Raw genomic sequence first — 23,610 nt, 5'->3', positions numbered from 1 at the left:
CCCGGGATCAAAGCGACCCCGGTGGGCCGGGGCAAACAACCGGCCGTCCCGAGGCAACAACGGCCGGTTGTCAGCCCTCAAGCGGGAACTTCCGCTGGGAGCGGTGCAGCCAGTACGCGAGCACCCCGACTGAGAACGCCGCGGCCGCCGCGATTCTGGTCCCGATGCCGAGCCTGGCCCCGACCGGCCCACCGAGCAGCGCGCCGCCCACCGCCCGACCCGGCGTGGCCAGCCGCGGCCCAACGGCGTCGACCACCCGGTCGGCACTGTCCCCGACCTGGAGTTGCCCGTCCGCGACGACCAGCCGGTTGGCCTTGCTGAAGGTGACCTGGAACTGGGCGGTCAGTCCCTCGGACTTGACCATTCGGAGCTGGTAGGTGCCCGCGGTGGCCTCTCCAATGGGCGGCTGAACCGGTGTGGCGGCGGCGAAGCCGGGTGTCAGGGAATGGCAGTCGAAAAACTCACTGAATGATCGTAAGAATGTCATGCCGCGCGTTCTGGTGGAGTGATCAGCCGCCGGTGCACAAGGCGTCGAGGCGCTCCAGGGTCTTGGTCATACCAGGCAGCCAGACCTCGCCCTGGCCGACCTCGGCGCGGCGGTGCTCTGGCATGCCGGTGAGGTCGAAGATCTCGGTCACCACGGTGGCATCCGGACCGTCTGGGCTCAGCTCGAAGATCCACCGGTGGCCCCACGAGCTGCCCTGCTCCGGGTGGCCGCGACCGGCGACCGGAGCCCAGCCGATGCGCCGGTCCGGCTCGAAGGCCACCACGTGGTTGTCCATCTCGTAGTCGCCGAGCTGCTTGAAGTGCATCTTCATGGTGAAGACCTGCCCGGCGCCCGTGATCGCCCCCTCGAACAGGCTCTCGCGGAGCATGCGGGAGGCGTCCAGGTCCACGTGCCGTCGTGGCTCAGCCAGGACGCGGAAGATGTCGGCTGCCGGGGCGGCGATCCGCCGGGACACCGAAACCTGCGTTGTTTCCTCGGTCATGATCTCGACCGTAGCGGCGGGCACTGACAGTCAGGCCGTGCTGCCGCGTGCTCACCCCGTGGGCCGCGCCGGTTCCGTGACCAGCAGCCCCCACCCGTCCGCCGAGGCCTGCACGGCATGGCCGGCGGGCCAGGACCGAGTCGTGTCCGCCGGTACGTCCAGCCGCACGCGCGCCTCGGTGAACGTGGCCTTTCCCGCGAAGGTGCTCCCGTCGAACCTGGCCACGTCGCCGAAGCTCGCCCGGTTGAACTGGGCGTCACGGCCGAACTCGACCCGGTTGAACCGGGCGACCTTGACGAACTTCGTCACGTCGAACCAGGCGTACCCGGCGAATCTGGCGCTGCTGAAGTCGGCCTCTCCGCCGAACCGCGCCTCGCTGAACCTGGCCGCCCCGCCGAACTCCGCCCGGCCGAACCTGGCCTCTCCGTGGAACCACACCTTGCCGAAGACGGCGTCCTCGCTGAAGGTCGCCCGGCCGAACCCGGCCGTTCGGCCGACCACCATCCCGCTGAACCCGGCCAGATCGCGGAAGATCGCCTGGCTGAACGTGACGTCCCTGGCGAACTCGGTCCCGGTGAAGCTGGCGGCACCGGTGAAGTCCGCCCGGTCGAACCGTGCGGTACGCACTCGGCAGTCAGTCAGTGTGAAGTCGACGAGTGTGGCCGCGGTGAGGTCGAGGTCGATGTCCGGCCAGAACGCCTCGCCTGGCTGGAGGTGCGCGGCCAGGACGCGCTGGGCGGTCAGCCGGACCTGCCGCTCCTGTTCGCGGGGCTCCCACTGTTCCTGCTCGCTGCCCTCCTCGGGCGGCGAGTAGGGCATTCGCAGGTAGGCGCACAGCACGTTGACGATGGTCTGTCGCTGGCTGGGCGTGTTCTGCGCCAGCCGCTCCAGCGCGTACATCCCGCCAAGCCGCACCGCGGCCTTCTCCGACCCGAGCTGTTCCACCGCCTTGGTGTAGAGCTCGGTGACCCGCCGCTCGGCCGCATCCGCCTCGGTCGCCTCGGCCACCCGCTCCTGGTGCCGCATCGCGATCTCGGTCGTGCGCTGCCTGCGCGCGGCCAGCCACAGCGCGGCGGCCCCGCCGGTGCCGATCACGATGGCGCCCGCGGTCTTGATCGCCTCCAGCCGGACCCGGTCGCCTTCGCCACCGCCGCCGAAGGCGAGCAGCAGGCCTGCCGCCGCGCCGGCCGCGATCACGGTCAACGCGATCGCGCACAGCAGGATCGCCCGCGTGGACAGCACCCGGTAGGCCGTGTTCCGCTCCATCCAGCCATTATCGCCGGGCACCACGACCTGCCCGTATACCCGAGCGCCTAGGATGCGGGCGTGCACACGAACGACGCCCCTTCCGCGCTGGTCGACGACTTCGCCCTGCTCCTGCTCAACGAACAGGGTCAGTTCGCCACCAAGCGCTCGGCCGATGGCCTGTTCGCGGTCGCCCTGTTGATCGAGCTGGCGCAGCTGGAGCGCCTGGAGCTCTTCGGCGACGACTTCCGGCTGTTCGTCACCGACAACTCCGAGACCGGGGTGGCGGCCCTGGACGAGGCGCTGGCGACGCTGGAGGAGAACCAGGGTTCGGTGCTCAAGGAGGCCATGGGGAAGCTGTCCATCGGGCAGCGGGACCGGGTGATGGGGCGGCTGGTCGCCGAGGGGGCGGTCACCGAGCACACCGAGCGGCGCAGGCTGTTCTTCACCAGCACGACCTGGCAGGTCAAGGACACCGCGCGGCGGGAGAAGATCCACGCCGACCTCAAGGCCGCGCTCTTCGGCGCCGAGGAGGTGGCGGAGCAGGACGAAGTGCTGATCTCGCTGCTGTCCGCGGCGGGGCTGGTGCAGCTGGTGGCCGGGCGCAGCAAGACCGCCAAGCGGATCGCGGGCGAGGTGGCCGAGCGGTACCCGGTGGCGGCCGAGGTGCTCCAGCAGGGTGTGCAGGGCGTGCCGGAGAGCATCATCCCGAACATCTGATCACTCGACCGGTGGGCGGGTAGCGCTCGAATGGCGGCAGCGCCGACGGGCCGGACCGGGTGACGATCCAGGGCATGGACCAGCGGTTTGTCGAGGAACTCAAGTACCAGGGCGATCCGCCGGCCGATGCGGTGATCGCCGCGCTGGTGGCCGGGGGCGAGATCGGCCGGGTCAACTCGCTGCTGGCCGAGCTGCGGGCCAACGACGAGCCGATCCCGGAACACCTGCCGCCGGTGGTGCGCGAGTTCCTGGTGGCCACCGACAACCCGCCGCCCTGGACCGACCTGGCCAGGGTCGCCCGCGCGCAGGAGTTCTTCCTCGACGACGGCATGCACGTGGCCTCGGTGCTCTCCTTCGGCGCCATGGTCAACTGCTACGCCCAGCCGCGCCCGTCCAAGGTGCTCACCCTGACCCACCGGCTCAACCAGCCACACCGCAGGCTGTCCGAGACCGCGCAGTTCGTGCTGAGCATGATGGCCCCGCACCCGTTCACCAGCGGCGGCTCGTTCGTGCCGGTGATCCAGAAGACCCGGCTGATCCACGCCGCGGTGCGCCACTTCATCTCGCGTTCGCCGCACTGGGACCACGAACGCGACGGAGTGCCGATCTGCCAACAGGATCTGCTCGGCGCGCTGCTCATCTTCTCCGTGCAGGTGATCATCGGTATGCGCCGGATCGGCATCTCGGTCACCGAGCAGGAAGCCGAGGACTACTACCACGTGTGGCGGGTCGCCGGGCACCTGCTCGGCATCCGCACCGAGGCGATGCCGGAGACCCTGGCCGAGGCGGAGCAGCTCAACGCCAGCCTGGTGGAGGCCAGCTACGGGCCGTCCGCGGAGGGCGCCGAGCTGACCGCCAACCTGCTGGCGCTGTACCGGAAACTCATGCCGGGCAAGGCTTTTGACGGCGTGGTGCCCGCGATGGTCCGGCAGGTGGTGAACCCCGAGGTCGCCGAATGGCTGCGGGTGCCCAAACAGCGCGGCTGGGGACGCCTGGTGGGCGCGGGAGCGCGGGTGATGCGGCGGCTGGAGCGGGCCGAGGACGAGAGCGAGCTGGCCAGGCGGGTGCTGGACCGGGCCGCGCGGCTGCTGCTCTCGGTGAACGTGCGGCAGCTGACCGACGGGCAGTCCACCGCGCTGACGATTCCCGAGGAGCTGCGTGAGAAGTGGCTGGGGGAGCGAGGGGCCTCAGCCTGACCGGCTCGGGCGGTCCACCTGCTCGGCCAGTCGGCGCAGGTACTCCGCGAACCGCCGCCGGTCCGGCTCGGGCCAGTCCGCGGTGAGCTCGGCGAAGGCCTGCCGCTGCCAGTCCAGCGCGCTAGTCAGCAGCTCGCGGCCGGACTCGGTGAGCCTGGGCACCGTCCTACGTCTGTCCACTTCGGACTCGACTCGCTCCAGGTAGCCGGCGGCGGTGGCGTCCCTGACCAACCGGCTGGCCCCGGAGTGGTCGAGGCCCAGCCGGTGCGCGATCTCGCCGACGCTCGGCTCCGCGCCGGTGGTCTCCGCGCTGTGCACGGCTTCCAGGGTGTGCACGTGCTGCACCCGGCGTTGTTCGCCCGCGGCCAGCCCGGCCCAGCGCCGGGACCAGAACCGCACCAGCCGGAACAACGCCGGACCGCCGTCAGAGAGCGCCATACCGCGCAGCTTGACACAGACGCGTGCGAAACGCACCCTTATTGCGTGCGAAACGCATACATCTGGAGGACTTTGTGACCATCACGCTCAACCACCTGATCATCCTGGCCGCCGACCGCTGGGCCGGCGCCCGCTTCCTGGCCCGGCTCATCGGCGGCGAACCCGTTGCGGCGGGCCCGTTCGCCGCACTGCGGGTCAACGCCGAGCTGACTCTGGACTTCGCCGACGACCAGCCGCTGGCCGCCGGGCACTACGCGTTCCTGGTCGACGACGCCCGGTTCGACGCGCTGCTGACCGTGCTCGCCGCCGATCCGGGCCTGGTCTACGGCTCCGGCCCGGAACACGGCTGGGACCGGCGCACCAACACCCTTGGCGGCGGCCGAGGGGTCTACGTGCGCGATCCCGACGGCCACGCCTACGAGTTCTTCACCGCGGCGCCCTGACTCAGGACAGCCGCAGCTCCCGCCACACCGGGCTCGCGCCGCCGGTGACGCACACCCAGGAGTGCACCGGGTTCGCCGCCGAGACCGCCGTGTTGACCCACACGTCGCCGGGCGCGAACCCGCCGCCGGTGGGCGCGGCGGTGCCAGAACCCTGTTGCTGCCACGCGTTCGCGGTCCGGATCGCGGTGATCTCCGACTCCGCCACCCGCACCCTGGAGCCGGTGCCGCCCGGCGCGTTGTTGCTGATCGGCACGCTGGCCCTGGGCACCGATCCGTCCAGGGACCACTGGGTGTTCGCGCCCGCGATGTGCGCGTACTCGGTGATCTCGCTCGCCGGGAACGCCGGGTCGATGGCGATCACGTTGCCGGAGAGCACAAACCGCTGCCGGTCCGGGCCGGTGTGCTCGACCTGGAGGTAGCCGTTGACCCGGTTGCGGTGGTGTGCCGTCCACCTGGAGCCCGCGCCACCGCCCGCCCTCGATGTAGAGCCCGGAGAACGCGCAGTCGTGCACCACGTTGCCGGTGATCCGCACGTTCTCGTACACCGCGTTCGCGGCGGTGGTCTTGTGGAAGGCGAAGGAGATCGCGCCGGCCCGCCGTTCCAGCTCGGTCAGGAACACGTAGTCCAGCGCCACGTGCTCCAGCGGATAGCGGATGGTGTTGCCCGCCACCAGCAGGTTGCGGAAACCGATGCTGGGCGCTCCCTCGTTGCTCTCCACCGCGAACACGCCGATGCCGCGCATGCCCTTGCCGGTGGCCACCCTGCCCTTGTACTCCTCGGCGCGCAGCGTGATGTGGTTGCCGGAGATGGGGCGACCGCGCGGTGGTGCCGCGTCAGCGCACCGTGAGCAAGCTCGGCTTCCCAGGCAGCGCGCGCATGGCCGAGTACCCGGATGGCGGCTCGTCGCTGGAGGTGTGGCTGGAGTCGCCGCTGCCGCGGCCGATCGCGGCGCTGGGCAACCTGAACCCGCCGGATGAGATCGTGGAGTGCGAGGTGCTCGGCCCGCACACCACCCTGGGCATCGAGGTCACCGTGACCCGGCCAGTCTGAAGCACACCATCCCGTCCCGCTCGTCCCAGGACTCGACCTCGGTGAACCCCAGCCGCCGGTACAGCCCGATCGCCCCGGTCCGCCACCGCCACACCGACAGCCGCACCCCGGTCCCGGCGGCGGCCACCGCGGCCTCGGTCAGCCGCCGCGCCACCCCGCGTCCCCGCCAGGCCGGATCCACCCAGAGCCGCTTCAGCTCGGCGTCCGGGGTGAGCACCACACAGCCCACCGGCTCCTCCGCAATGGCCAGCAGCACCAGGTCCCCGGCGAAGGCGGTGGCTGGGTCGAGGATCTCGCGGCGGTAGTGCTCGGGCAGGGCGGAGGCGTCCGGGACCGGGCTGCCCTTCTCCGCCTCGGTGGCCAGGTGGTAGCCGGTCAGCAGGCGGACCAGGGCCGGGAGCTGCGCCGGATCGGCGGGGGCCACGGTGATCATGCGGCCAGTCCACTCCGGCGGGCGCGCCGCCACCCGGTGCTGTGACCCAGCCCACAGCGTGTCGCCGATGAGTTCGGTGTCCGGCGCTCGTCCATGCTGGTGAAGGTGCCAACCAAGGAGAGAAGACCATGACCACCACCGGCTACGCCCCGCTGTCCGACCTGGCCGTCTACTACGAGGTGCACGGCGAGGGCCGCCCGCTGGTGCTGCTGCACGGCGGCGCGCTGACCATCGACCTGTCCTTCGGCCCGCTGCTGGGCGCACTGGCCGAGGAACGCCAGGTGATCGCGATCGAGCTGCAGGGCCACGGCCACACCGCCGACCGCGACCGGCCCGGCACCATCGCCGAGTTCGCCGCCGACGTGGTGGGCGTGCTGGACCACCTGGGCGTCGAGCAGGCGGACCTGTTCGGCTTCAGCCTGGGCGGACTGGTCGCGGTGCAGGTCGCGCTGGACCACCCCGCGCGGGCCGGCCGGGTGGTCGCGGCGGCCACCCACTTCCACCCGGACGGGTACAAGCCGGAGATCACCGACCCGGCCCAGACCTCGGACCTGCTGCCCACCGAAGCCGACTTCGCCGCGATGGTGCAGGCCTACCGCGCGGTCGCGCCGGAACCGGACCACTTCGACAAGTTCATGGCCAACCTCCAGGTCACCGTGCACGGCTGGACCGGGTGGACGCCCGAGCAGCTGAACACGATCACCGCGGAGACGCTGCTCATCGTGGGGGACAAGGACTTCATCAAGCTCTCGCACGCGGTGGAGTTCCACGATCACCTGCGGCAGGCACACCTGGCGGTGCTGCCGCAGACCACGCACATGGACGTCATCCGCCGGACGGACCTGCTGCTGCCGATGATCGACCGGTTCCTGGGCTGAGCGGGTTCGGTCGCACGCCGAACTTCTCGCTTGTGAACTGCCAGAACAGCGGCACGGTCTCCGCCACCGGGCGGCGGATCCGGTCGTTGTGGCCGGTGTAGGAGAGGTGCTCGATGAGGACGCTGTTCGTGCCAACGTGGGTGCGGACGGCGACGACCTGGACCGGGGCGGTCTTCGGCACCGGGCGGGGCGTGACCAGCAGGTCGTACATCGAGGTGAGCCCGGCCAGCTGGGCCGCGCCGCCGCGGGCCAGGATGCTGTCCACCAGGTCGGCCATGTGCCGGAAACCCCGTTCCCTGGCGGCGTACTCGTGGACGTACTCGGCGATGTAGTTCCAGCGGACCTCCTGGAACGGATACGGCCAGCCGCGGGATGTCACGCAACTCAGGGTTCCCGCATCCGGGATCTGAGCACGTCGAACTCGCACCCCGGCGCGTCCGGATCGAAGCCGTGCTCGATCAGCCAATGCGATGCCACCAGGCTGCGCAGTGACCACCGGGCGCGGCGGGTGCGAGGATGCGGGTCACGCGGCCGCTTGCCAGGTCGTAGGTGTAGGTGGTCTTCCACATCCTGATCCTGGGAGAAGCCCACGCACGCCAGGTCCTGAAGAGCTACGAAGACCACTACAACCGACACCGACCCCATCAAGCCCGTGACCAGCTATCGCCGGAGCTCAGCAGCACCCCACCGCAGTCCACGACCTCGACACCCGCAAACCGCACCCGCATCCTCGGCGGCATCCTCAACGAGTACGGGTATGCCGCTTGGCCAGCAGCGATGACTTTTCGAGCGGCACAGGGTGGAAGGGCTATCGGACCTTTGTCCTCGACATCCGGGCGAGGTGCCAGGTCACCGCGGAAATGGCCGCTGCGGCGAAGATCGTGATGGCCGACATCAGGTAGGCGAAGGACCGGTCGCCGGTCGCTCGCGCGTCGTCGACATCCGACGTCGGGTCGGCGGGGTCGTAGACGATCTCGATCTCCTCCCCCACCGCGACCGCGGAACCGGACAGCCGCTGCCCGATCAACGCCCGCACCTGCCTGCCGTCCTGGGTGCGGAACTCCACTTCGTCACGCTTGTTCGTGTCCACCACCTTGGCCATCGCCCGCTGGCCGCGCTCGGCCAACGCTTGGTCGTTGCTCCACACCTGGTAGGCCGCCCAAGCGAAGCCCCCGATCACGATCGCGCCGACCAACCCGAACAACCACGCCGGCGGACGCCGGGACGACAAGTTCCCCATGGGTGCGAGGTTCCTCGCCGCGCACTTCCCCAAACCCGCCATGACGCGCCGCGCCCCGGCGTTGCGCCTGCCGATAACCGCATCCATGCGGGTGAGAAGCGTGAGCAGGGCAAAGGGACTCGGATAGCCCGTAGAGTGCTCGTGATCCACAGCTTCGGCGACTGACGCAGCATGATGACTGGCTGTGCTGCTCCGACTGGCGTACCTGACCGTGACCGATGCTTCGCGCTGCTGCGCTTGTTACCCCTGAGGGACAAGGACGCGGAGATTCTGGCCCTGCGGCACCAGATCGCGGACAGGTCCAACAGCCCTGCCGCTCGCAACTCGGCGAGCAGCCGCTCGTGCAACTCCTGCCACACCCCGACCTCATGCCACTCGGTCAGTCGCCGCCAACACGTCGCGCCCGAGGCGCCGAACAGGGTGGTGGGCAATCGGTTCCACCCGATGCCGGTGCGCACCACGTACAGGATGCCCTCCAATGCCGCCCGGTCATCGGCACGTCTGCGACCGGGATGACGGAAGCGCCTCGGGCGTACCGGGATCAGCGGCTCAAGCCGACACGCCAGCTCATTCTGAACTGATTACTTAGTCCACGATCGCGCCGCAGCTGATGTTGATCGGGGAGCCGGTGATGGTGCGCGCGTGCTCCGAGGCCGCGAACGCCGCCACCCGCCCCACGTCCGCCCTGGTCGCCGCGCGCTTGAGCATGGTGCTCTCCACCATGTCCTGGAGCACCTCCGCCATCCCCGCCGCCTCTCCCGGGACGGAGTCGATCACGCCGGAGGTGAGCAGGGTGACCGCGCGGATGCCGTGGCGGCCCACTCGTTGGCCATGGTGCGGCGCAGTGAGTCCACCGCGTCGAAGGCGATCTGCAGGCCGCCCAGGTGGTAGCCGGCCGGTGGGTCGCCCTTGCCGCCGAAGGTGAGGATCACGCCGGAGCGGCGCGGGATCATCTGCCTGGCGGCGGCGCGGGCGGTGATGAAGGTGGTGCGCACGGCGGTGTCCACCACCGTCATGAAGTCCACTGTGGACATCTGCTCCAGCGGGATGCCCTGGACGTCGCCGTGGGTGATCAGGTTGAAGCTGATGTCCAGGCTGCCGTGCCGGGCCACCACCTCGGCGGCGTGTGCGTCCACCGCGGCCTCGTCGAGGGCGTCCACCACGGCGACCTCGGCTCGGCCGCCCTCGGCGCGGATGGCCTCGGCCAGGGCGTCCAGGCGGGATCGGGTGCGGCCGGTGAGGTGGACGGTGGCGCCCTGGCGGGCGAACTCGGCGGCTACCGCGCTGCCGATCTGGCCTGCCGCGCCGTAGATGACGGCCTGCTTGTGCTCCAGCAACATCGGGCCAACCTACCGCTTGGGCGGGCGAATGCCGCGGAACTCCCAGTCGCCGCCCAGCGCGGTGGAGCGGACCTCCTCGGACTCGGTCGGCTGCGCGCCCACATCGGCCCGGACCGGCTCCGGGCCGGTGACGATCCGGTTGCGCAGCACGCCAAGCCCCTCCACCTCGACCTCCACCACATCGCCGGGCTGGACCGGGCGGGAGTTGGCCGGGGTGCCGGTGAGCAGCACGTCGCCGGGGACCAGGGTGATGGTGCGGGCGATGTCGGCGACCAGGTAGTGCATGTCCCAGCGCATCTCGTCGGTGTTGCCGTCCTGCACGACCGTGCCGTTGACCAGAGTGCGGATGCCTTTGCCGCGGAAGTCCCAGTCCGGGACCACGCCGGGGCCGAGCGGGGCGAGGGTGTCGGATCCCTTGACCCGCACCATGGATCCGGCGTCGGTGTCGCGGAAGTCGTGCAGGCCGTAGTCGTTGGCCACGGTGTACCCGGCGATGTGCGTGGCGGCCTCGGCCGGCGCGATGTTGCGGCAGGTGCGGCCGATCACCACCGCGATCTCGCCCTCGTAGTTGAGGAACCGGCAGCCTGCTGGGCGGACCACGTCGCCGCCGTGGGCGTTGAGCGCGGAGACCGGTTTGTGGAAGTAGGTCGGCGCGGGCGGCAGCGTGGTGCCGAACTCCTCGACCCGGCTGCGGTAGTTCAGGTGCACCGCGATGATCTTGCTGGGCAGCACGGGGGACAGGTGCGTGGCCTGGTCCACGTGCACGGCGCGGCCGTCGCGGCAGACCAGCCGCTCGCCCACCCGGTGCGCCTCGGTGACCACGCCGTCGAGCAGGATGCGCCGGAACTCCACCACGGTCAGGCCCCTTCGCCGGTCCAGCCGGTGGCCGGACGGTCGAACCAGATGTGCGCCTGCCCGGTGCCGATAGCGTTCTCGTAGGCGGAGAACAACCGGCCCGGCGCCCTCCACCGGCGTTCGCCGAGTGCGCCCGCGAGCATCAGGTAGTGCGCGAAACCCGCCTCCGGCTTGAACTTCCGGAACTCCGGCATGGTGTCCAGCACCCGGGCGTGGTCACCGGCGCCGAACCAGTCGATGCGTTCGAGGTCGGCCTTGGCCGCCTCCGGGGTGAAGATGTGCTCGACCCCGGAGGCCTCGTGCGCGCGCAGTTCGCGCAGTGGCCAGAAGGTGTGCGAGAGCGCGCCGGAGGCCAGCAGCAGCACCTTGCGGTCGGTGGCGGCGATGCCGTCGGCCAGTGCCCGGCCCAGCCGCAGGTTGTCCTCCTCGTCGGCGGTCTGGCAGACGCCGATGGAGATCCAGCGCTTGCCGGGCGCGCCGAGGTAGTGCCACAGGTTGACCGTGGCGTAGAGGATCGGCAGGTGGTGGTCGGCGATCGGGGTGATCCAGGTGCCCCTGGTTTCGCCGTGCGCGGCGATCGCGTGCGCCAGTTCAGGGTCGCCTGGAAAGTCGTAGGGGATCCGGCACATGCCGCGGGGCAGCTCCTCGGAGGTGAACAGCCCGGCGCGGTGGTCGTGCGCGGTGACCACGAACTCCACCGTGGTCGCCCAGTGCGAGTCGAGCACCACCACGGTGTCGTAGTCCAGGGTGTCGAACACCTCGGCGCGCAGCCGCTGGAGCCCGGCCACCAGCGTGGTGTCCTTGCCGTTGTTGAGCTCTCGCCGGACCCGCTCGTCGAGCATGATCGTCGGCACGTGCGAGAGCAGGCCGGCGCCCACCACCTCACCCACTACTGCCCCCAGCCGTTCGGCGCGAACACGGTGTTCTTCACATCGCAGAAGAAGTCGAAGCTCCAGTCGCCGCCCTCGCGCCCGATCCCGGACTCCCGGCTGCCGCCGAAGGGCGCGCGCAGGTCGCGGACGAAGAAGCAGTTCACCCACACCGTGCCGGCTATCAGGTCGTGGGTGACCCGTTCGGCCCGTTCGGGATCGCCGGTGACCACGGCGGCGGCCAGGCCGAAGCGGGTGTTGTTGGCCAGTGCCACCGCCTCGGCCTCGGTGCGGAAGCGTTGCAGGGTCAGCACCGGGCCGAAGACCTCCTCGGTGAGAATCTCGCTGCCCGGCACCGCGCCGGTGAGCAGGGTGGGCCGGTAGTACAGGCCGCCGAGGTCGGTGTTGGGGCCGCCGCCGAGCAGCGCGGTCGCCCCTTCGGCCAGTGCGCGCTGGACAAACCCGTCGATCCGGTCGAACTGGCGCTGGTGGACCTGCGGGCCGAGGTCGGTTTCCGGCAGTCGCGGATCGCCTTGCCGGAGCAGGCTCGCCCTGGCCAGGAAGCGGTGCAGGAACTCCTCGTGCACCTCCTCGGCGACCAGCAGCCGGACCGCGGACAGGCACACCTGGCCCGCGTTGTCGTACTGCTCGATCGCCAGTTCCACCGCCAGGTCCAGGTCGGCGTCGGCGAAGACCAGCAGCGGTGACTTCCCGCCCAGTTCCAGGGAGACCGGGGTCAGTCGCGCGGCGGCGTTGGCGGCGATCGTCCTGGCGGTGGGCACCGAGCCGGTGAAGCTGATCCGCCGCACGCCGGGATGCCGGGTCAGGGCCTCGCCCGCTTCCGCGCCCAGGCCCTGGACCAGGTTGAACACGCCGTCGGGCAGGCCGGCGTCCGCGGTGATGTCGGCGAGCAGGGAGGCGGTCAGCGGGGACCACTCGGCGGGTTTGTGCACCACGGTGTTCCCGGCGGCCAGCGCGGGCGCGATCTTCCAGGTGGCCAGCATCAGCGGCGCGTTCCACGGGGTGATCAGCGCGCACACCCCGGCCGGGTCCCAGCTGATCCGGTTGCGGTGGCCCCTGGTGTCCAGGTCGGGACGGTGCAGGCCGTCCAGTAGCCAGTCGGCGAAGAACCGGAAGTTGTGCGCGGCCCTGGGGATCACGCTGGTGCGGTGGGAGCGCAGGAGCGCGCCGTTGTCCAGGGTCTCGGCGGTGGCCAGCTCGTCCAGGCGGGCCTCGATGCCGTCGGCGATGGCGTGCAGCAGCCGGGCGCGCTCCTCCCGTGAGGTCCGCGCCCAGGCCGGGAACGCCTGCTGGGCGGCGCTGACCGCCGCGTCGACCTCCGCCGCGCCGCCGCGGGCGAACTCGCCGAGCGGGGTGCCGTCGATGGGGGAGTGGTCGGCGAAGGTCGCCGCCGAGGCGTGCCTGCGGCCGCCGATCCAGTGTCCGGGGTCCACCGCGAGCCCGGCCTGCTGTGGCATTTCGCTGCCTCCCGGAATATCGTTTGGGTCCAAACGGTACGGAGTGCGGCCGGATGGGTCAAGGGTGCAGGCGCGGTGCTGACTCGGGAGCAGTGGGTGGAACGGGCCGGTGCGCTGCGGCATCCGGCCGGGGTGTGCCTCGGTGGCGACTTCGTGCCGGTGACGGGTTCACTGCCGGTGTTCTCGCCCCGGGACGGCAGGCTGTTAGCCGAGGTCGGGGTGGCTGGAGAGTCCGAAATGGACAGTGCGGTGATGGCGGCGCGGGCGGCCTTCCCGCGCTGGTCCGGACTCGCGCCCAGGACCCGCGCGCCCTATCTGACCACGACGTGGATCAGCCTGCCGTGACCCGCTCGGCCAGCACCGCGCCGCCGTCCCAGGCCGCGCCGACCTGGCAGAAGTAGGCGCCCAGCGGCTCCTCGACGGTCAGGTCGGCCAGCTCCTCGGTGGGGGAGTCGAACAGGCGCAGCTCCGCCGTGCCACGCCAGGGCTGCCCGGTCTCCACCGAGGCCGCGCCGGAGGAGATGAGCTGGGCCAGCGCATCCGGGCCGCCGCGTTCGATGCCGGGCAGCCAGCGGTGGTGGGCCATCGGGTGGGCGTTGACAAAACCGTTGCGCTCAGCGGGTTCCACCAGCTCCACCACCGCCTCGGCCAGTCGCCGGTCTGCTGCCGCCAGGGTCGCGCCGAAGCGGGCCCCCGGCTCGATCCGCGGGGCCGGGCCGTAGGGGTGCGGGCGGGTCTGGTGGATGCTGCCCAGCTTCTTGGGGTAGCCCTGGTGCAGGCCGCGGGCGATGGCGAAGTCCTTGTCCACCCAGATGTAGACGCACCGCGAGTAGACCCGGCCCTCGAACTCGCAGCGCACCACCACAAAACATTCCCGGTACTGGCTGCGCACCGGGTCCAGCAGCTCGGCCCGACCGTCCGAACAGGACTGCCAGTCGGCCCAGATCACCGCCACCGCACCGGGATCCTCGGGCGCGGGCCGCAGCGGCGGCGGGAGCAGGGCGGCCACCTTGGCCGGGTCGGTGCGGTACTCCACGGTAAGCAGGTCGCCGGAGTAGTGCCACGGGGGCGGCGGCACCAGCGCGGCCCGGCCGCTGGGGGTGCGCGGGTAGAGGAAGCCCTGCATGCCCCAGTTATAACGTTTGGGGCCAAACGACACAACGGCTGGCAGAATGCGGGCATGACCACGGTGTCGATCACCTCCGGTGCCTTGCGCGGCGTCCTGACCAGCGGCGTCCGCGCCTATTTGGGCATCCCGTACGCCGCCCCGCCGGTCGGCGACCTGCGCTGGGCCGCCCCCGCGCCGGTCCTGCCGTGGACCGGCGTCCGCCCGGCCGTCGCGCCCGGCCTGGCCGCGCTCCAGGACCCCGCGCCCAGCCGGCTGGTGCCCAAGGCGGTGCCCGGCTTCGGCGAGGACTGCCTCACCGTCAACGTCTGGGCGCCGGCGGACGCCGAGGGCCTGCCGGTGCTGGTGTGGCTGCACGGCGGCCTGTTCCAGCTCGGCTCGGCCTCGGCCGCCTGCTACTCCGGCGCACACCTGGCCCGCCGCGGCCTGGTCGTGGTCGGGGTGAACTACCGCCTCGGCGCGCTCGGCTACCTGCGCACCGCCGAGGGTGAGGGCAACTTCGGCTTGCTGGACCAGCTCGCCGCGCTGAACTGGGTGCGCGAGAACATCATCGCCTTCGGCGGCGACCCCGCCCAGGTCACCCTCGCCGGACAGTCCGCGGGCGCCTACTCCATCCTCGCCCTGGCCACCCTGCCCGGTGCCCGCGGCCTGTTCCGGCGCGCGATCCTGCAGAGCACCCCGTTCGACGTCGACGCGGGCCAGCAGGACCGCGCCACCCTGGCATCAGAGGTCTTCCACACCGCGGCCGGCGTGCCCGACGGCGACCTGACGGCCTTGCGCGCCCTGTCCGCCGACCAGGTCCTGACGGCGCAGCTGGCCGCGGCCGCGGAGTGGCGCACCATCTCACCCGGCGGCCCGGCGTTCGTCCCGCACGTGGACGGCCGGGTGCTGACCACGGCTCCCGGCGCGGCCGCGATCGCCGGTGGCCTGCCCGGGCTGGAGCTGATGATCGGCTGCACCGCGGGGGAGCGGATGGACGGCCTGCCCCCGCACATCCCGCCGCGGGCCTTCGCCGCGCACTTCGTCGCGGGCAGCTTCGGCCTGGCCGAACGCCGGGCCGAGCTCGGCAGGCCGGCCCCGTTCTACTGGTGGCGCTGGCCCGATGACGAGGGCGTCTACCACTGCGCCGAACTGCCCTACGTGTTCGGGACGCTGGACGCCTTCGCCGGGTCGCCGCTGCTGGCCGGCCCGCCGGAGCAGCAGCGGGAGCTGGTGGCGGCGGCGCAGACCGCGTGGGTCCGGTTCGCCCGCACCGGTGACGCGGGCTGGCCCGGCTACACCCTTGACGAGCGGCAGGCCATGGCCTTCGACGTGCCCAGCGAGCTGGTGCGGCTGGTCCCGCCCGCGGTGATCAGTCCAGCACGCGACGCTCCTGGTCGGTGAACGGTGGCGCGGGCAGGCCGGGACGCTGGGGGCTGAACAGCGCGCTCAGCAGGAACCGCGGCCGCAGAGCGCGGGTGAGCGGGGCGGTGAGGCTGAAGATGTCGATCTGCGTGGTCGCCACGGTCCGGCTGTGCATGCCCTTGGCATTGATCCAGTCCTGGACCCGGTGGGCGAGGCGGGAGGCCGGCCCTGGGCGCGGGCCGGTGGTCTGGGGGTAGCGGAGGTCCTGGCCGGTGGCCATCCGCCAGGCGCTGTCGCAGGTACGGGCGATGGCCCGCTGGATCGCCGCGGTGCCGTGGCCCGGCAGGCCGTCCCGGACGGCGAGGGCTGCCAGGGCCGCCACGGACATCCCGTGGCCGTAGATCGGGTTGAAGGTGGCGTGGGCGTCACCGAGCACGAGAAACCCGCCAGGCGCTGGGCGGAGCCGCTCGAAGTGACGGCGACGGTTGGCGTGGGCGCGGAAGCCGAAGGCCGGTCCGACCGGTTCGGCGGCGGCGATCAGCTCGGCCAGCACCGGATCGGGCAGACTCGCCGCGAACGCGTGGAAGCCCTCGTCATCGAGGCCGGGGTGGTCGCCGGTGGCACCGGCCACGGTGATCGTCCACAGGCCGTCCTCGATCGGGATCAGGGTCCCGCCGCGCCGGACACCGGGATCGCGCGCCGGACTGGTCTGCACGTTGACGCCGGGAAACGCCGATCCGGCCGCGGCTGGCGCCCGGTAGATCCTGGTGGCGTAGAAGATGCCGGGATCGACCACGGACTCCGGCACAGCCGGCACGCCGAGCTCGGTCAACCAGTCGAGGACGCCGGAACCGCGGCCCGTGGCGTCGACGACCAGATCGGCCGCTACCGCGCCCAGTTCGCCGGTGGGCCGGGTGCGCAGGCGAGCCCCGGTGATCGCGGTGTGGTCACCGGTCAGGCCGGCCACGTCGGTGTTCTCCAGCAGCCTGACGTGCTCGTGCTCCCGCAGCCGTGCGCGCAGCGTCGTTTCCAGCAGGGCCCGGCTGCAGCCGAGGATGAACTGGCTGCCAGGGAACCGGGGGAACCAGCCGCCCTGCGGGGCCATGGTGAGGTACCGGCCGGGTATGTCGATCAGCTGGGCCCCGGCCGCCAGCAGGCTCGCGGTGGTGCCGGGCGCCAGTGCATCGATGGCGCGGGCGCCGCCGGAGACCAGCACGTGCGTGTGGCGGGCGTGCGGGGCGCCTTTGCGGTGGGCGCTGCCCTCGGTGAACCGGTCGCGGTCGACCACGGTGACCCGGTCGGCGTGCCCGGCCACGGCGAAGGCGGCCAGTGTTCCGGCCAGGCCGCCGCCCAGGATGAGGGCGTGCTCCAGGCGAGGCATCGGCATGGGTGACCTTTCCGAGCGCTCGGCGAACGACCGGCGGTTGTGCGTTCCCACTGTGCCACCTCCGAACTCCGCACGCCGTCGTGGAAAGATTCCCCGGCGATCGGCTCCTCCCGCGGTCCGCTCCAGCCGACCACAGTGGACGGTCCGGGTCGCGCGATACAGTGCCCTGATGCCGGAACTGCACCGCCTCCGCGCCGATCACGAGGCCGCCGTGCTCGCCTTCGAGCGGGCCAACCGCGCCTACTTCGCCGCCTCCGTGCCTGACCGCGGCGACGACTACTTCGCCCGCTTCGCCGAACGCCACCAGGCCCTGCTCGCCGAACAGGAAGCCGGGATCTGCCGCTTCCACCTGCTGGTGGCCGAGGACGGCGAGGTGCTCGGCCGGGTCAACCTGCTCGACCTGGCCGACGGCTCGGCCGAGCTGGGTTTCCGGATCGCGGAGAAGGCGGCTGGCCGTGGCCTGGCCACCAGCGCGGTGAACCAGATCTGCGCGCTGGCGGCCACGGACTACGGGCTGACCTCCCTGTGGGCACGGGCGGCGGTGGACAACGCCGGGTCGCGGGCCGTGCTCACCAAGGCGGGGTTCACCGTCACCGGTGAGGTGGTGCTCAGTGGCCGTCCCGGGTTGCGGTTCGAGCGGGCGCTGGGCTCAGTCTGAGTCCTCCCGGTGGGCGCGCAGGGAACCGGCGTGCGCCTTGGCGGTGGGGTCGCGGCGGGTCTTGAGCAGGCTGGCCACGGTGACCACCACCAGCACGCCGATGATCACGGTGAGGCTGACCGCGGTGGAGATCTCCGGCACCCGCTCGTCGATGTCCACGTGCGCCCAGTGCAGCATCAGCTTCACGCCGATGAAGGCCAGGATCAGCGCCAGACCGGTGGACAGGTAGACCAGCCGGTCCAGCAGGCCCTTGACCAGGAAGTACAGCGCGCGCAGGCCGAGCAGGGCGAAGGCGTTGGCGGTGAAGACGATGTAGGGCTGCTCGGTGACGCCGAAGACCGCGGGGATGGAGTCCAGCGCGAAGAGCAGGTCCACGCTGCCGATGGCCAGCAGCACCACGAACAGCGGGGTGGCCAGCCGCTTGCCGTCGACCTTGGTGAACAGCCTGCCGCCGACGTAGGTGTCGGTGGTGGGGAACAGGCGGCGCGCGGTGCGCACCATGATGTTGTTCTCCACGTCCGGGTCCTCGTTGCGGTGTCGGAACAGCTGCACCGCGGTGAAGACCAGCAGCAGGCCGAAGAGCAGGAACATGAAGGAGAACAGCGACAGCAGCGTGGCGCCCAGCGCGATGAAGATCGCGCGCATGACCAGCGCGAGCACGATGCCGAAGGTGAGCACCTTGTGCTGGTGCTCCTCCGGCACCGCGAAGGTGGTCATGATGATCACGAAGACGAACAGGTTGTCGACCGAGAGGCTCTTCTCCACGATGTAACCGGCGAAGTACTCGGTGCCGAACTGCCCGCCGTACTGCCAGGCGAACCAGATACCGAAGCCGATCGCGACCAGGACGTAGATCACCGACCAGGTGGTCGCCTCGCCGAAGCCGACCTTGTGCGGGCGAACCGCGGCCAGGATGAGGTCGATCGCGAGCAGGGCGATGACCAGGCTGATGGTCACCGACCAGGTGAGAAGACTGATCTCCAGCATGTCCGTAGTCAACCTGGTCACCGTGCCGCGATGGCGGACCGACCCGCCGGTGTGACCGCATCAGTTGCCCGCCGGGCGCCCGGCAGCACTCGCTGTACCACCACGAACGCGAGCAGCAACAGCCCGATCACGATCTTGGTCCACCAGGAGCTGAGCGTGCCCTGGAAGGAGATCAGGGTCTGGATCACGCCCAGCACCAGCACCCCGGCCAGCGATCCGGCCAGGTAGCCCGCGCCGCCGGTGAGCACGGTGCCGCCGATCACCACCGCCGCGATCGCGTCCAGCTCCATGCCCACCGCGTGCAGGCTGTAGCCGGAGAGCATGTACACGCTCAGCAGCAGCCCGCCGAGTGCGGAGCAGAACCCGCTGATCACGTACACGCCGACCTTGACCCGCCCGGCGGGCAGGCCCATCAGCCGCGCGGAGGCCTCGCTGCCGCCGACGGCGTAGACGGTGCGGCCGAAGCGGGTCAGGTGCAGCACGTAGGCCGCCACCGCCGCCGTCAGCAGCGCGATCAGCACCCCGTAGGTGATGTTCAGCCCGCCCAGGCCGAGGGTGGCGGTGGCCACCGCGCGGAACGCCGGGTCCTTGATCGGGATGGACTCCACGCTGATCACGAAGCACAGGCCGCGGGCGAGGAACATGCCGGCCAGGGTGACGATGAACGGCTGAATGTCGAAGTGGTGGATCACCAGCCCCATCAGCAGGCCCAGCACCGAGCCGATGGCCAGCACCGCGGCCACCACCACCGGCACCGGCCAGCCCGCCCGCAGCCCGGTCGCGGTGACCATGGTGGACAGCGCCACCACCGAGCCGACCGAGAGGTCGATGCCGCCGGTGAGGATGACGAAGGTCAGGCCGACCGCGAGCACCACGAGGAAGGCGTTGTCCACCAACAGGTTCAGCAGCACCTGACCGCTGGCGAAACCCGGGTAGGCCACCGCGCCAACCCCGAAGACCAGCGCGAACAGGGCGTAGGTGATCAGCACCGGTCGGAACCGGGCCGGCAGGAAGGTCTTGGTCACGGCGTGGCCGCCTTCGTGGTCTCGGCACGGGCGGGCGCCAGGCGCAGCAGCAGCGCGCGGGCCTTCGGCGCCTGGGCCAGGCACACGCAGATCACCACGATCGCCTTGAGCACCAGGGTGACCTCCGGGGCGACGCCGACCGTGTGGATGGTCGTGGTCAAGGTCTGGATGATCAGCGCGCCGAGCACGGTCCCGGCCACCGAGTAGCGGCCGCCGGCCAGCGAGGTGCCGCCGATGACCACGGCCAGGATCGCGTCCATCTCGATCCACAGCCCGGCGTTGTTGGCATCCGCCGCGCTCACGTTGGAGCTGATCATCAGCCCGGCCACGCCCGCGCACAGCGCGGCGAAGACGTAGCAGGTCCAGATGATCCGGCGGGAGCGCACCCCGGCCAGCCTGCTCGCCTCCGGGTTCACCCCGACCGACTCGATCAGCAGGCCGAGCGCGGTCCGCCTGGTCAGCAGCGCGATCGCGGCCACCGCGGCGGCGCTGATCAGGATCGACACCGGCAGCACCAGGTGACCGGCGCCGACCGCCCGGTAGGCGCTGTTGTCCACGGTGACGATCTGGCCCTCGGTGAGCAGCATGGCCAGACCACGGCCCGCGGTCATCAGCACCAGCGTGGCGATGATCGGCTGGATGCCCAGCGCGGCCACCAGGAACCCGTTCCACAGGCCCAGCACCAGGCACAGGCCCAGCGCCAGCGCGATCGCGGTGACCGCGGTGCCCACTCCGCCGGGATCGGCCGAGCCGGCCAGGTGCGTGCAGGCCACCGCGCCCGCGATGGCGGCCACCGCGCCGACGGAGAGGTCCACCCCGCGGGTGGCGATGACCAGGGTCATGCCCAGCGCGACCAGCAGGGTGGGCGCGCCGTTCTTGAGGACGTCGACCAGGCTGCCGTAGAGGTGCCCGTCCTGGAAGCGCAGCGCGAAGAACGCGGGCGCCAGCACCAGGTTGAGCGCCAGCAGCCCGCCCAGGGCCAGCAGCGGCCACCACAGCCGGGACTTCACGAGACCGCCCTTTCCGGCGCCGTTCCGCTGGCGATCAGCTCGACCACCTCGTCCACGCTCGTGCTCGCGCCGTCCAGCTCGGCGACCTTGTGCCGGTCGCGCAGCACCACCACCCGGTCGGCGATCCGGACCACCTCTTCCAGTTCCGCGGAGATGAACAGCACCGCCATGCCGTCCGCGGCGAGGTCGGTGACCAGCTGCTGGATCTGCGCCTTGGCGCCGATGTCGATGCCGCGGGTCGGCTCGTCCAGGATCAGCAGCCGGGGCTTGGTCACCAGCCAGCGGGCCAGCAGCACCTTCTGCTGGTTGCCGCCGGAGAGCGAACCCACCGGCGCCTCCGGGTTGGCCGGGCGGATGTCCAGTGCGGCAAGGTATTCCGCCACCAGCTCGTCCTGCGTGCGGCGGGGCAGCGGCCGGGCCCAGCCGCGGGCGGCCTGGCTGGCCAGCACCAGGTTCTCCCGCACGCTGAGGTCGGCGACCAGCCCCTCGCCCTTGCGGTCTTCCGAGCAGAAGCCGATCCCGGCCGCGATCGCGCCGCGCGGCCCGCGTGCCCGCAGCGGCCTGCCGTCGACCAGCAGCCTGCCGGAGTCGGCGCGGTCGGCCCCGGCCAGCAGCCTGGCCAGCTCGGTGCGGCCGGAGCCGAGCAGCCCAGCCAGCCCGACGATCTCCCCGGCCCTGACCTCCAGGTCGAACGGCGCGATCGCGCCCCTGCGGCCCAGTCCCTCGGCGCGCAGCAGCACCGGCGCGGCCGGGCGTTCCTGGTGCGCGGCCCGCTCGATCTCGGCGAGGGTGCCCAGCTCACGGCCGAGCATCGCGGCCACCAGCGACCGCCGGTCCAGCTCGGCGGTGCGGTGCTCGCCGACCAGGCAACCGTTGCGCAGCACGGTCATCCGGTCGGCGATGGCGTAGACCTGGTCCAGGAAGTGCGAGACGAACAGGATCGCCACCCCCTCGGCGCGGAGCACCCGGATGATCCGGAACAGCTCCGCCACCTCCTCGGTGTCCAGGCTGGAGGTCGGCTCGTCCAGCACCAGCACCCGGCAGTCCACCGCGATCGCCCTGGTGATCGCGACCAGCTGCCGCACCGCGATCGGGTGCACGTGTAGCGCGGAGGCCGGGTCGATGTCCAGCCCGATCCGCGCCAGCAGCCCGGCGGCCTTGGCGCGCATGGCTTTGCCGTCGATCCGGCCGAACCTGCGCGGTTCCCGGCCGAGCAGGATGTTCTCCGCCACGGTGAGGTTGGGGCACAGGTTCACCTCCTGGTACACCGTGCTGATCCCGGCCTGCTGGGCCTGCCCCGGCGAGGAGAACTCGACCACCTCGCCGTGCAGGCGCACCACTCCGGCGTCCGCGGTGTGCACGCCGGTGAGGGTCTTGATCAGGGTGGACTTGCCCGCGCCGTTCTCGCCCATCAGCGCGTGCACCTCGCCGGGGAACAGCCGGAAGTCGACCTCCTGCAGCGCCTTGACCCCCGGGAAGGACAGGGAGATCCCGCGCATGTCGACGACCGGCTCGGTGGCGGGTGTCGGGGACTCGGTCATGGATCGGCCTTCGTCGTCCGGCTCCTGGGTCAGTACTGGCGGGTCGGCAGCGCGGCCTTGGCCTGCTCGCTGGTGAAGGTGCCCTCCTCGGTGACCACCCGGGCCGGCACCTGCTCGCCCGCGAGCACCTTCTTGGTCAGCTCCATCAGCTGCTTGCCCAGCAACGGGTTGCACTCCACGATGAAGTTGATCTCACCGTTGGCCAGCGCCTGCATGCCGTCCCGGACCGCGTCCACGGTGATGATCCGGATGTCCTTGCCAGGGGTCTTGCCCGCGGCCTTGATCGCCTCGATCGCGCCCAGCCCCATGTCGTCGTTGTGCGCGTACACCACGTCGATCTTGGGGGTGGACTTCAGGAAGGCCTCCATCACCTGCTTGCCGCCGGAGCGGGTGAAGTCACCGGTCTGCGAGGCCACCACCTTGACCTCCGGCCGGGCGGCGATCTTCTCCTCGAAGCCCTTCTTGCGGTCGATGGCGGGGGCCGCGCCGGTGGTGCCCTGGAGCTCGACCACGTTCACCGGGCCCTGGGAGTTGGCCAGCAGCCAGTCGGCGGCCTTGCGGCCCTCCTCGACGAAGTCCGAGCCGAGGAAGGTGCGGTAGAGCGAGGTGTCCTCGGAGTCGATCGCCCGGTCGGTCAGGATCACCGGGATGTTGGCCCGCTTGGCCTCCAGCAGCACGGTGTCCCAGCCGGTCTCCACCACCGGGCTGAACGCGATCACGCTGACCTTCTGCTGGATGTAGGAGCGGATCGCCTTGATCTGGTTCTCCTGCTTCTGCTGCGCGTCGGAGAACTTCAGCTCGATCCCCGCGGCCTTGGCCTCCTCCTGGATCGACTTGGTGTTGGCGGTGCGCCAACCGCTTTCGGCGCCCACCTGGGCGAAGCCCATGGTGGTCGCGCCACCCGGACCGGCGGGCTGGCCACCGGCGCAGGCGGCGAGTGCGCTCAACAGGACCACGCTGGCGGCGGTCGTGATCTTCTTCAGCACGGATTCCTCCGATGGAGCGGTTGGTGGGCCACAAGAGTGAGCGTTCACAACTTCCCCGTCAAGCTGTCGGTAACGGGAATGTCGCGACGTTGACACCTCTCTGAGCCCTGGTTATGTTAGCGCTCACTTTTGTGACCCGGAGCACCTTCCCCTTCGAGACGGAAGCACGGTCATGCCGGTAACCCCTGCTCGCTCCCGCCCCCTGCTCACCACCCTGGCACTCGCCCTCGCGCTGGCCGCCGCGGCGCCAGCCGCACAGGCCGTGCCGACGGACCACGCCCTGGCCGGCTCCACCTTCGCCGGGCAACCGGCGGACACCGACCCCGCGTTCGCCGTGGCCCCCGCTGCCGGCCACGGCGACGCGGCCAGCC

27 protein-coding genes and 2 pseudogenes are annotated in these 23,610 nt (G+C 71.2%); 9 read left to right on the top strand and 20 right to left on the bottom strand.

Annotation, left to right across the window (positions count from 1 at the left end):
* Positions 1-70: 70 nt before the first annotated feature.
* From ACWDY5_RS21640 to ACWDY5_RS21630, 3 genes are all read right to left on the bottom strand, one after another.
* Positions 71-364, bottom strand: a complete 294-nt coding sequence (locus ACWDY5_RS21640; protein ID WP_449723967.1) for a hypothetical protein — start codon at positions 362-364, stop codon at positions 71-73.
* A gap of 145 nt (positions 365-509) precedes the next feature.
* Complete coding sequence (locus tag ACWDY5_RS21635) at positions 510-989, bottom strand: SRPBCC family protein (protein ID WP_449723966.1); 480 nt, start codon at positions 987-989, stop codon at positions 510-512.
* Positions 990-1,040: 51 nt separating this feature from the next.
* Positions 1,041-2,255, bottom strand: coding sequence for a pentapeptide repeat-containing protein (locus ACWDY5_RS21630; protein WP_449723965.1), 1,215 nt, complete (start codon positions 2,253-2,255; stop codon positions 1,041-1,043).
* A 60-nt stretch (positions 2,256-2,315) separates the two neighbouring features.
* Between ACWDY5_RS21630 and ACWDY5_RS21625 the strand changes: the two genes are divergently transcribed.
* Both ACWDY5_RS21625 and ACWDY5_RS21620 read left to right on the top strand, forming a co-directional pair.
* Complete coding sequence (locus ACWDY5_RS21625) at positions 2,316-2,954, top strand: GOLPH3/VPS74 family protein (RefSeq protein ID WP_449723964.1); 639 nt, start codon at positions 2,316-2,318, stop codon at positions 2,952-2,954.
* Positions 2,955-3,028: 74 nt separating this feature from the next.
* Positions 3,029-4,150, top strand: coding sequence for an oxygenase MpaB family protein (locus tag ACWDY5_RS21620; RefSeq protein WP_449723963.1), 1,122 nt, complete (start codon positions 3,029-3,031; stop codon positions 4,148-4,150).
* Here ACWDY5_RS21620 and ACWDY5_RS21615 read toward each other — a convergent pair.
* Positions 4,142-4,588 carry a MarR family winged helix-turn-helix transcriptional regulator gene (locus ACWDY5_RS21615; RefSeq protein WP_449723962.1) on the bottom strand — a complete coding sequence of 149 codons (447 nt, stop codon included), beginning with the start codon at positions 4,586-4,588 and terminating at the stop codon, positions 4,142-4,144. The genes ACWDY5_RS21620 and ACWDY5_RS21615 overlap by 9 nt on opposite strands.
* 74 nt (positions 4,589-4,662) lie before the next feature.
* On the opposite strand from ACWDY5_RS21615, the gene ACWDY5_RS21610 reads away from it, so the two are divergent.
* The gene (locus tag ACWDY5_RS21610) at positions 4,663-5,031 is read left to right on the top strand and encodes a VOC family protein (protein ID WP_449723961.1); all 369 of its coding nucleotides are present in this window, start codon (positions 4,663-4,665) and stop codon (positions 5,029-5,031) included.
* A 1-nt stretch (position 5,032) separates the two neighbouring features.
* Here the strand turns inward: ACWDY5_RS21610 and ACWDY5_RS21605 are convergent, their stop codons facing one another.
* Complete coding sequence (locus ACWDY5_RS21605; protein ID WP_449723960.1) at positions 5,033-5,407, bottom strand: hypothetical protein; 375 nt, start codon at positions 5,405-5,407, stop codon at positions 5,033-5,035.
* A 447-nt stretch (positions 5,408-5,854) separates the two neighbouring features.
* Between ACWDY5_RS21605 and ACWDY5_RS21600 the strand changes: the two genes are divergently transcribed.
* Positions 5,855-6,082 carry a hypothetical protein gene (locus ACWDY5_RS21600; RefSeq protein ID WP_449723959.1) on the top strand — a complete coding sequence of 76 codons (228 nt, stop codon included), beginning with the start codon at positions 5,855-5,857 and terminating at the stop codon, positions 6,080-6,082.
* On the opposite strand, the gene ACWDY5_RS21595 is transcribed toward ACWDY5_RS21600, so the two are convergent.
* Positions 6,060-6,515, bottom strand: a complete 456-nt coding sequence (locus ACWDY5_RS21595) for a GNAT family N-acetyltransferase (protein WP_449723958.1) — start codon at positions 6,513-6,515, stop codon at positions 6,060-6,062. The two genes, ACWDY5_RS21600 and ACWDY5_RS21595, sit on opposite strands and share 23 nt — an antisense overlap.
* A 128-nt stretch (positions 6,516-6,643) precedes the next feature.
* On the opposite strand from ACWDY5_RS21595, the gene ACWDY5_RS21590 reads away from it, so the two are divergent.
* Positions 6,644-7,393, top strand: a complete 750-nt coding sequence (locus ACWDY5_RS21590) for an alpha/beta fold hydrolase (RefSeq protein WP_449723957.1) — start codon at positions 6,644-6,646, stop codon at positions 7,391-7,393.
* Here ACWDY5_RS21590 and ACWDY5_RS21585 read toward each other — a convergent pair.
* The 7 genes and pseudogenes from ACWDY5_RS21585 to ACWDY5_RS21555 form a co-directional block, all read right to left on the bottom strand.
* Positions 7,341-7,772 carry a hypothetical protein gene (locus ACWDY5_RS21585; RefSeq protein ID WP_449723956.1) on the bottom strand — a complete coding sequence of 144 codons (432 nt, stop codon included), beginning with the start codon at positions 7,770-7,772 and terminating at the stop codon, positions 7,341-7,343. The genes ACWDY5_RS21590 and ACWDY5_RS21585 overlap by 53 nt on opposite strands.
* Positions 7,773-8,201: 429 nt before the next feature.
* Positions 8,202-8,633 (bottom strand): DUF3592 domain-containing protein, encoded by a 432-nt coding sequence (locus ACWDY5_RS21580; protein ID WP_449723955.1) that lies wholly within the window; start codon positions 8,631-8,633, stop codon positions 8,202-8,204.
* A 296-nt stretch (positions 8,634-8,929) separates the two neighbouring features.
* Positions 8,930-9,199, bottom strand: a pseudogene (locus ACWDY5_RS21575) (transposase); the annotation flags it as partial.
* A gap of 19 nt (positions 9,200-9,218) precedes the next feature.
* Positions 9,219-9,973 (bottom strand): annotated as a pseudogene (locus ACWDY5_RS21570) (SDR family NAD(P)-dependent oxidoreductase).
* 9 nt (positions 9,974-9,982) lie between these two features.
* On the bottom strand, positions 9,983-10,828 hold the full coding sequence (locus ACWDY5_RS21565; protein WP_449723954.1) for a fumarylacetoacetate hydrolase family protein: 846 nt from the start codon (positions 10,826-10,828) through the stop codon (positions 9,983-9,985).
* Between the two features lie 2 nt (positions 10,829-10,830).
* Complete coding sequence (locus ACWDY5_RS21560) at positions 10,831-11,718, bottom strand: DODA-type extradiol aromatic ring-opening family dioxygenase (RefSeq protein ID WP_449723953.1); 888 nt, start codon at positions 11,716-11,718, stop codon at positions 10,831-10,833.
* On the bottom strand, positions 11,718-13,175 hold the full coding sequence (locus ACWDY5_RS21555) for an aldehyde dehydrogenase (RefSeq protein WP_449723952.1): 1,458 nt from the start codon (positions 13,173-13,175) through the stop codon (positions 11,718-11,720). Before ACWDY5_RS21555 ends, ACWDY5_RS21560 begins: the two co-directional genes overlap by 1 nt.
* A gap of 75 nt (positions 13,176-13,250) precedes the next feature.
* On the opposite strand from ACWDY5_RS21555, the gene ACWDY5_RS21550 reads away from it, so the two are divergent.
* On the top strand, positions 13,251-13,520 hold the full coding sequence (locus tag ACWDY5_RS21550) for an aldehyde dehydrogenase family protein (protein ID WP_449723951.1): 270 nt from the start codon (positions 13,251-13,253) through the stop codon (positions 13,518-13,520).
* Here the strand turns inward: ACWDY5_RS21550 and ACWDY5_RS21545 are convergent.
* Positions 13,507-14,301 (bottom strand): acetoacetate decarboxylase family protein, encoded by a 795-nt coding sequence (locus tag ACWDY5_RS21545; protein WP_449723950.1) that lies wholly within the window; start codon positions 14,299-14,301, stop codon positions 13,507-13,509. The genes ACWDY5_RS21550 and ACWDY5_RS21545 overlap by 14 nt on opposite strands.
* A 54-nt stretch (positions 14,302-14,355) precedes the next feature.
* Between ACWDY5_RS21545 and ACWDY5_RS21540 the strand changes: the two genes are divergently transcribed.
* Positions 14,356-15,684, top strand: coding sequence for a carboxylesterase/lipase family protein (locus ACWDY5_RS21540; RefSeq protein WP_449723949.1), 1,329 nt, complete (start codon positions 14,356-14,358; stop codon positions 15,682-15,684).
* Here the strand turns inward: ACWDY5_RS21540 and ACWDY5_RS21535 are convergent.
* Entirely contained in the window at positions 15,653-17,032 is a 1,380-nt protein-coding gene (locus tag ACWDY5_RS21535; RefSeq protein WP_449723948.1) for an FAD-dependent oxidoreductase, read from the bottom strand. The two genes, ACWDY5_RS21540 and ACWDY5_RS21535, sit on opposite strands and share 32 nt — an antisense overlap.
* Before the next feature lie 169 nt (positions 17,033-17,201).
* Between ACWDY5_RS21535 and ACWDY5_RS21530 the strand changes: the two genes are divergently transcribed.
* Positions 17,202-17,690, top strand: coding sequence for a GNAT family N-acetyltransferase (locus tag ACWDY5_RS21530; protein WP_449723947.1), 489 nt, complete (start codon positions 17,202-17,204; stop codon positions 17,688-17,690).
* Here the strand turns inward: ACWDY5_RS21530 and ACWDY5_RS21525 are convergent.
* Genes ACWDY5_RS21525 through ACWDY5_RS21505 form a run of 5 tightly spaced genes read right to left on the bottom strand, consistent with a single transcriptional unit; the run spans position 17,682 to position 23,239 of the window.
* On the bottom strand, positions 17,682-18,677 hold the full coding sequence (locus tag ACWDY5_RS21525; protein ID WP_449723946.1) for a TerC family protein: 996 nt from the start codon (positions 18,675-18,677) through the stop codon (positions 17,682-17,684). The two genes, ACWDY5_RS21530 and ACWDY5_RS21525, sit on opposite strands and share 9 nt — an antisense overlap.
* A 17-nt stretch (positions 18,678-18,694) precedes the next feature.
* Positions 18,695-19,702, bottom strand: coding sequence for a galactofuranose ABC transporter, permease protein YjfF (gene yjfF, locus ACWDY5_RS21520; RefSeq protein ID WP_449723945.1), 1,008 nt, complete (start codon positions 19,700-19,702; stop codon positions 18,695-18,697).
* Positions 19,699-20,712, bottom strand: a complete 1,014-nt coding sequence (locus tag ACWDY5_RS21515) for an ABC transporter permease (protein ID WP_449723944.1) — start codon at positions 20,710-20,712, stop codon at positions 19,699-19,701. The genes yjfF and ACWDY5_RS21515 overlap by 4 nt, the downstream gene beginning before the upstream one ends.
* Positions 20,709-22,253, bottom strand: a complete 1,545-nt coding sequence (locus ACWDY5_RS21510; RefSeq protein ID WP_449723943.1) for a sugar ABC transporter ATP-binding protein — start codon at positions 22,251-22,253, stop codon at positions 20,709-20,711. Before ACWDY5_RS21510 ends, ACWDY5_RS21515 begins: the two co-directional genes overlap by 4 nt.
* A 29-nt stretch (positions 22,254-22,282) precedes the next feature.
* Positions 22,283-23,239 carry an ABC transporter substrate-binding protein gene (locus ACWDY5_RS21505; protein ID WP_449723942.1) on the bottom strand — a complete coding sequence of 319 codons (957 nt, stop codon included), beginning with the start codon at positions 23,237-23,239 and terminating at the stop codon, positions 22,283-22,285.
* A 172-nt stretch (positions 23,240-23,411) separates the two neighbouring features.
* Between ACWDY5_RS21505 and ACWDY5_RS21500 the strand changes: the two genes are divergently transcribed.
* A partial coding sequence (locus tag ACWDY5_RS21500; RefSeq protein ID WP_449723941.1) for a hypothetical protein occupies positions 23,412-23,610 on the top strand: 199 nt, incomplete at its 3' end.

It is taken from the genome of Crossiella sp. NPDC003009, assembly GCF_053591555.1.
Note: the sequence above shows the minus strand (reverse complement) of the source record. Positions and strands in the feature narration are given on the sequence as shown.

Bases quoted from the DNA above. Each gene is read 5' to 3' on its own strand.
- ACWDY5_RS21510 (WP_449723943.1), bottom strand. From the start codon at position 22,253: ATGACCGAGTCCCCGACACCCGCCACCGAGCCGGTCGTCGACATGCGC.
- ACWDY5_RS21540 (WP_449723949.1), top strand. From the start codon at position 14,356: ATGACCACGGTGTCGATCACCTCCGGTGCCTTGCGCGGCGTCCTGACC.
- ACWDY5_RS21545 (WP_449723950.1), bottom strand. From the start codon at position 14,301: ATGCAGGGCTTCCTCTACCCGCGCACCCCCAGCGGCCGGGCCGCGCTG.
- ACWDY5_RS21555 (WP_449723952.1), bottom strand. From the start codon at position 13,175: ATGCCACAGCAGGCCGGGCTCGCGGTGGACCCCGGACACTGGATCGGC.
- ACWDY5_RS21635 (WP_449723966.1), bottom strand. From the start codon at position 989: ATGACCGAGGAAACAACGCAGGTTTCGGTGTCCCGGCGGATCGCCGCC.
- ACWDY5_RS21615 (WP_449723962.1), bottom strand. From the start codon at position 4,588: ATGGCGCTCTCTGACGGCGGTCCGGCGTTGTTCCGGCTGGTGCGGTTC.
- ACWDY5_RS21525 (WP_449723946.1), bottom strand. From the start codon at position 18,677: ATGCTGGAGATCAGTCTTCTCACCTGGTCGGTGACCATCAGCCTGGTC.
- ACWDY5_RS21620 (WP_449723963.1), top strand. From the start codon at position 3,029: ATGGACCAGCGGTTTGTCGAGGAACTCAAGTACCAGGGCGATCCGCCG.
- ACWDY5_RS21630 (WP_449723965.1), bottom strand. From the start codon at position 2,255: ATGGAGCGGAACACGGCCTACCGGGTGCTGTCCACGCGGGCGATCCTG.
- ACWDY5_RS21590 (WP_449723957.1), top strand. From the start codon at position 6,644: ATGACCACCACCGGCTACGCCCCGCTGTCCGACCTGGCCGTCTACTAC.
- ACWDY5_RS21640 (WP_449723967.1), bottom strand. From the start codon at position 364: ATGGTCAAGTCCGAGGGACTGACCGCCCAGTTCCAGGTCACCTTCAGC.
- ACWDY5_RS21595 (WP_449723958.1), bottom strand. From the start codon at position 6,515: ATGATCACCGTGGCCCCCGCCGATCCGGCGCAGCTCCCGGCCCTGGTC.
- ACWDY5_RS21535 (WP_449723948.1), bottom strand. From the start codon at position 17,032: ATGCCGATGCCTCGCCTGGAGCACGCCCTCATCCTGGGCGGCGGCCTG.
- ACWDY5_RS21530 (WP_449723947.1), top strand. From the start codon at position 17,202: ATGCCGGAACTGCACCGCCTCCGCGCCGATCACGAGGCCGCCGTGCTC.
- ACWDY5_RS21580 (WP_449723955.1), bottom strand. From the start codon at position 8,633: ATGGGGAACTTGTCGTCCCGGCGTCCGCCGGCGTGGTTGTTCGGGTTG.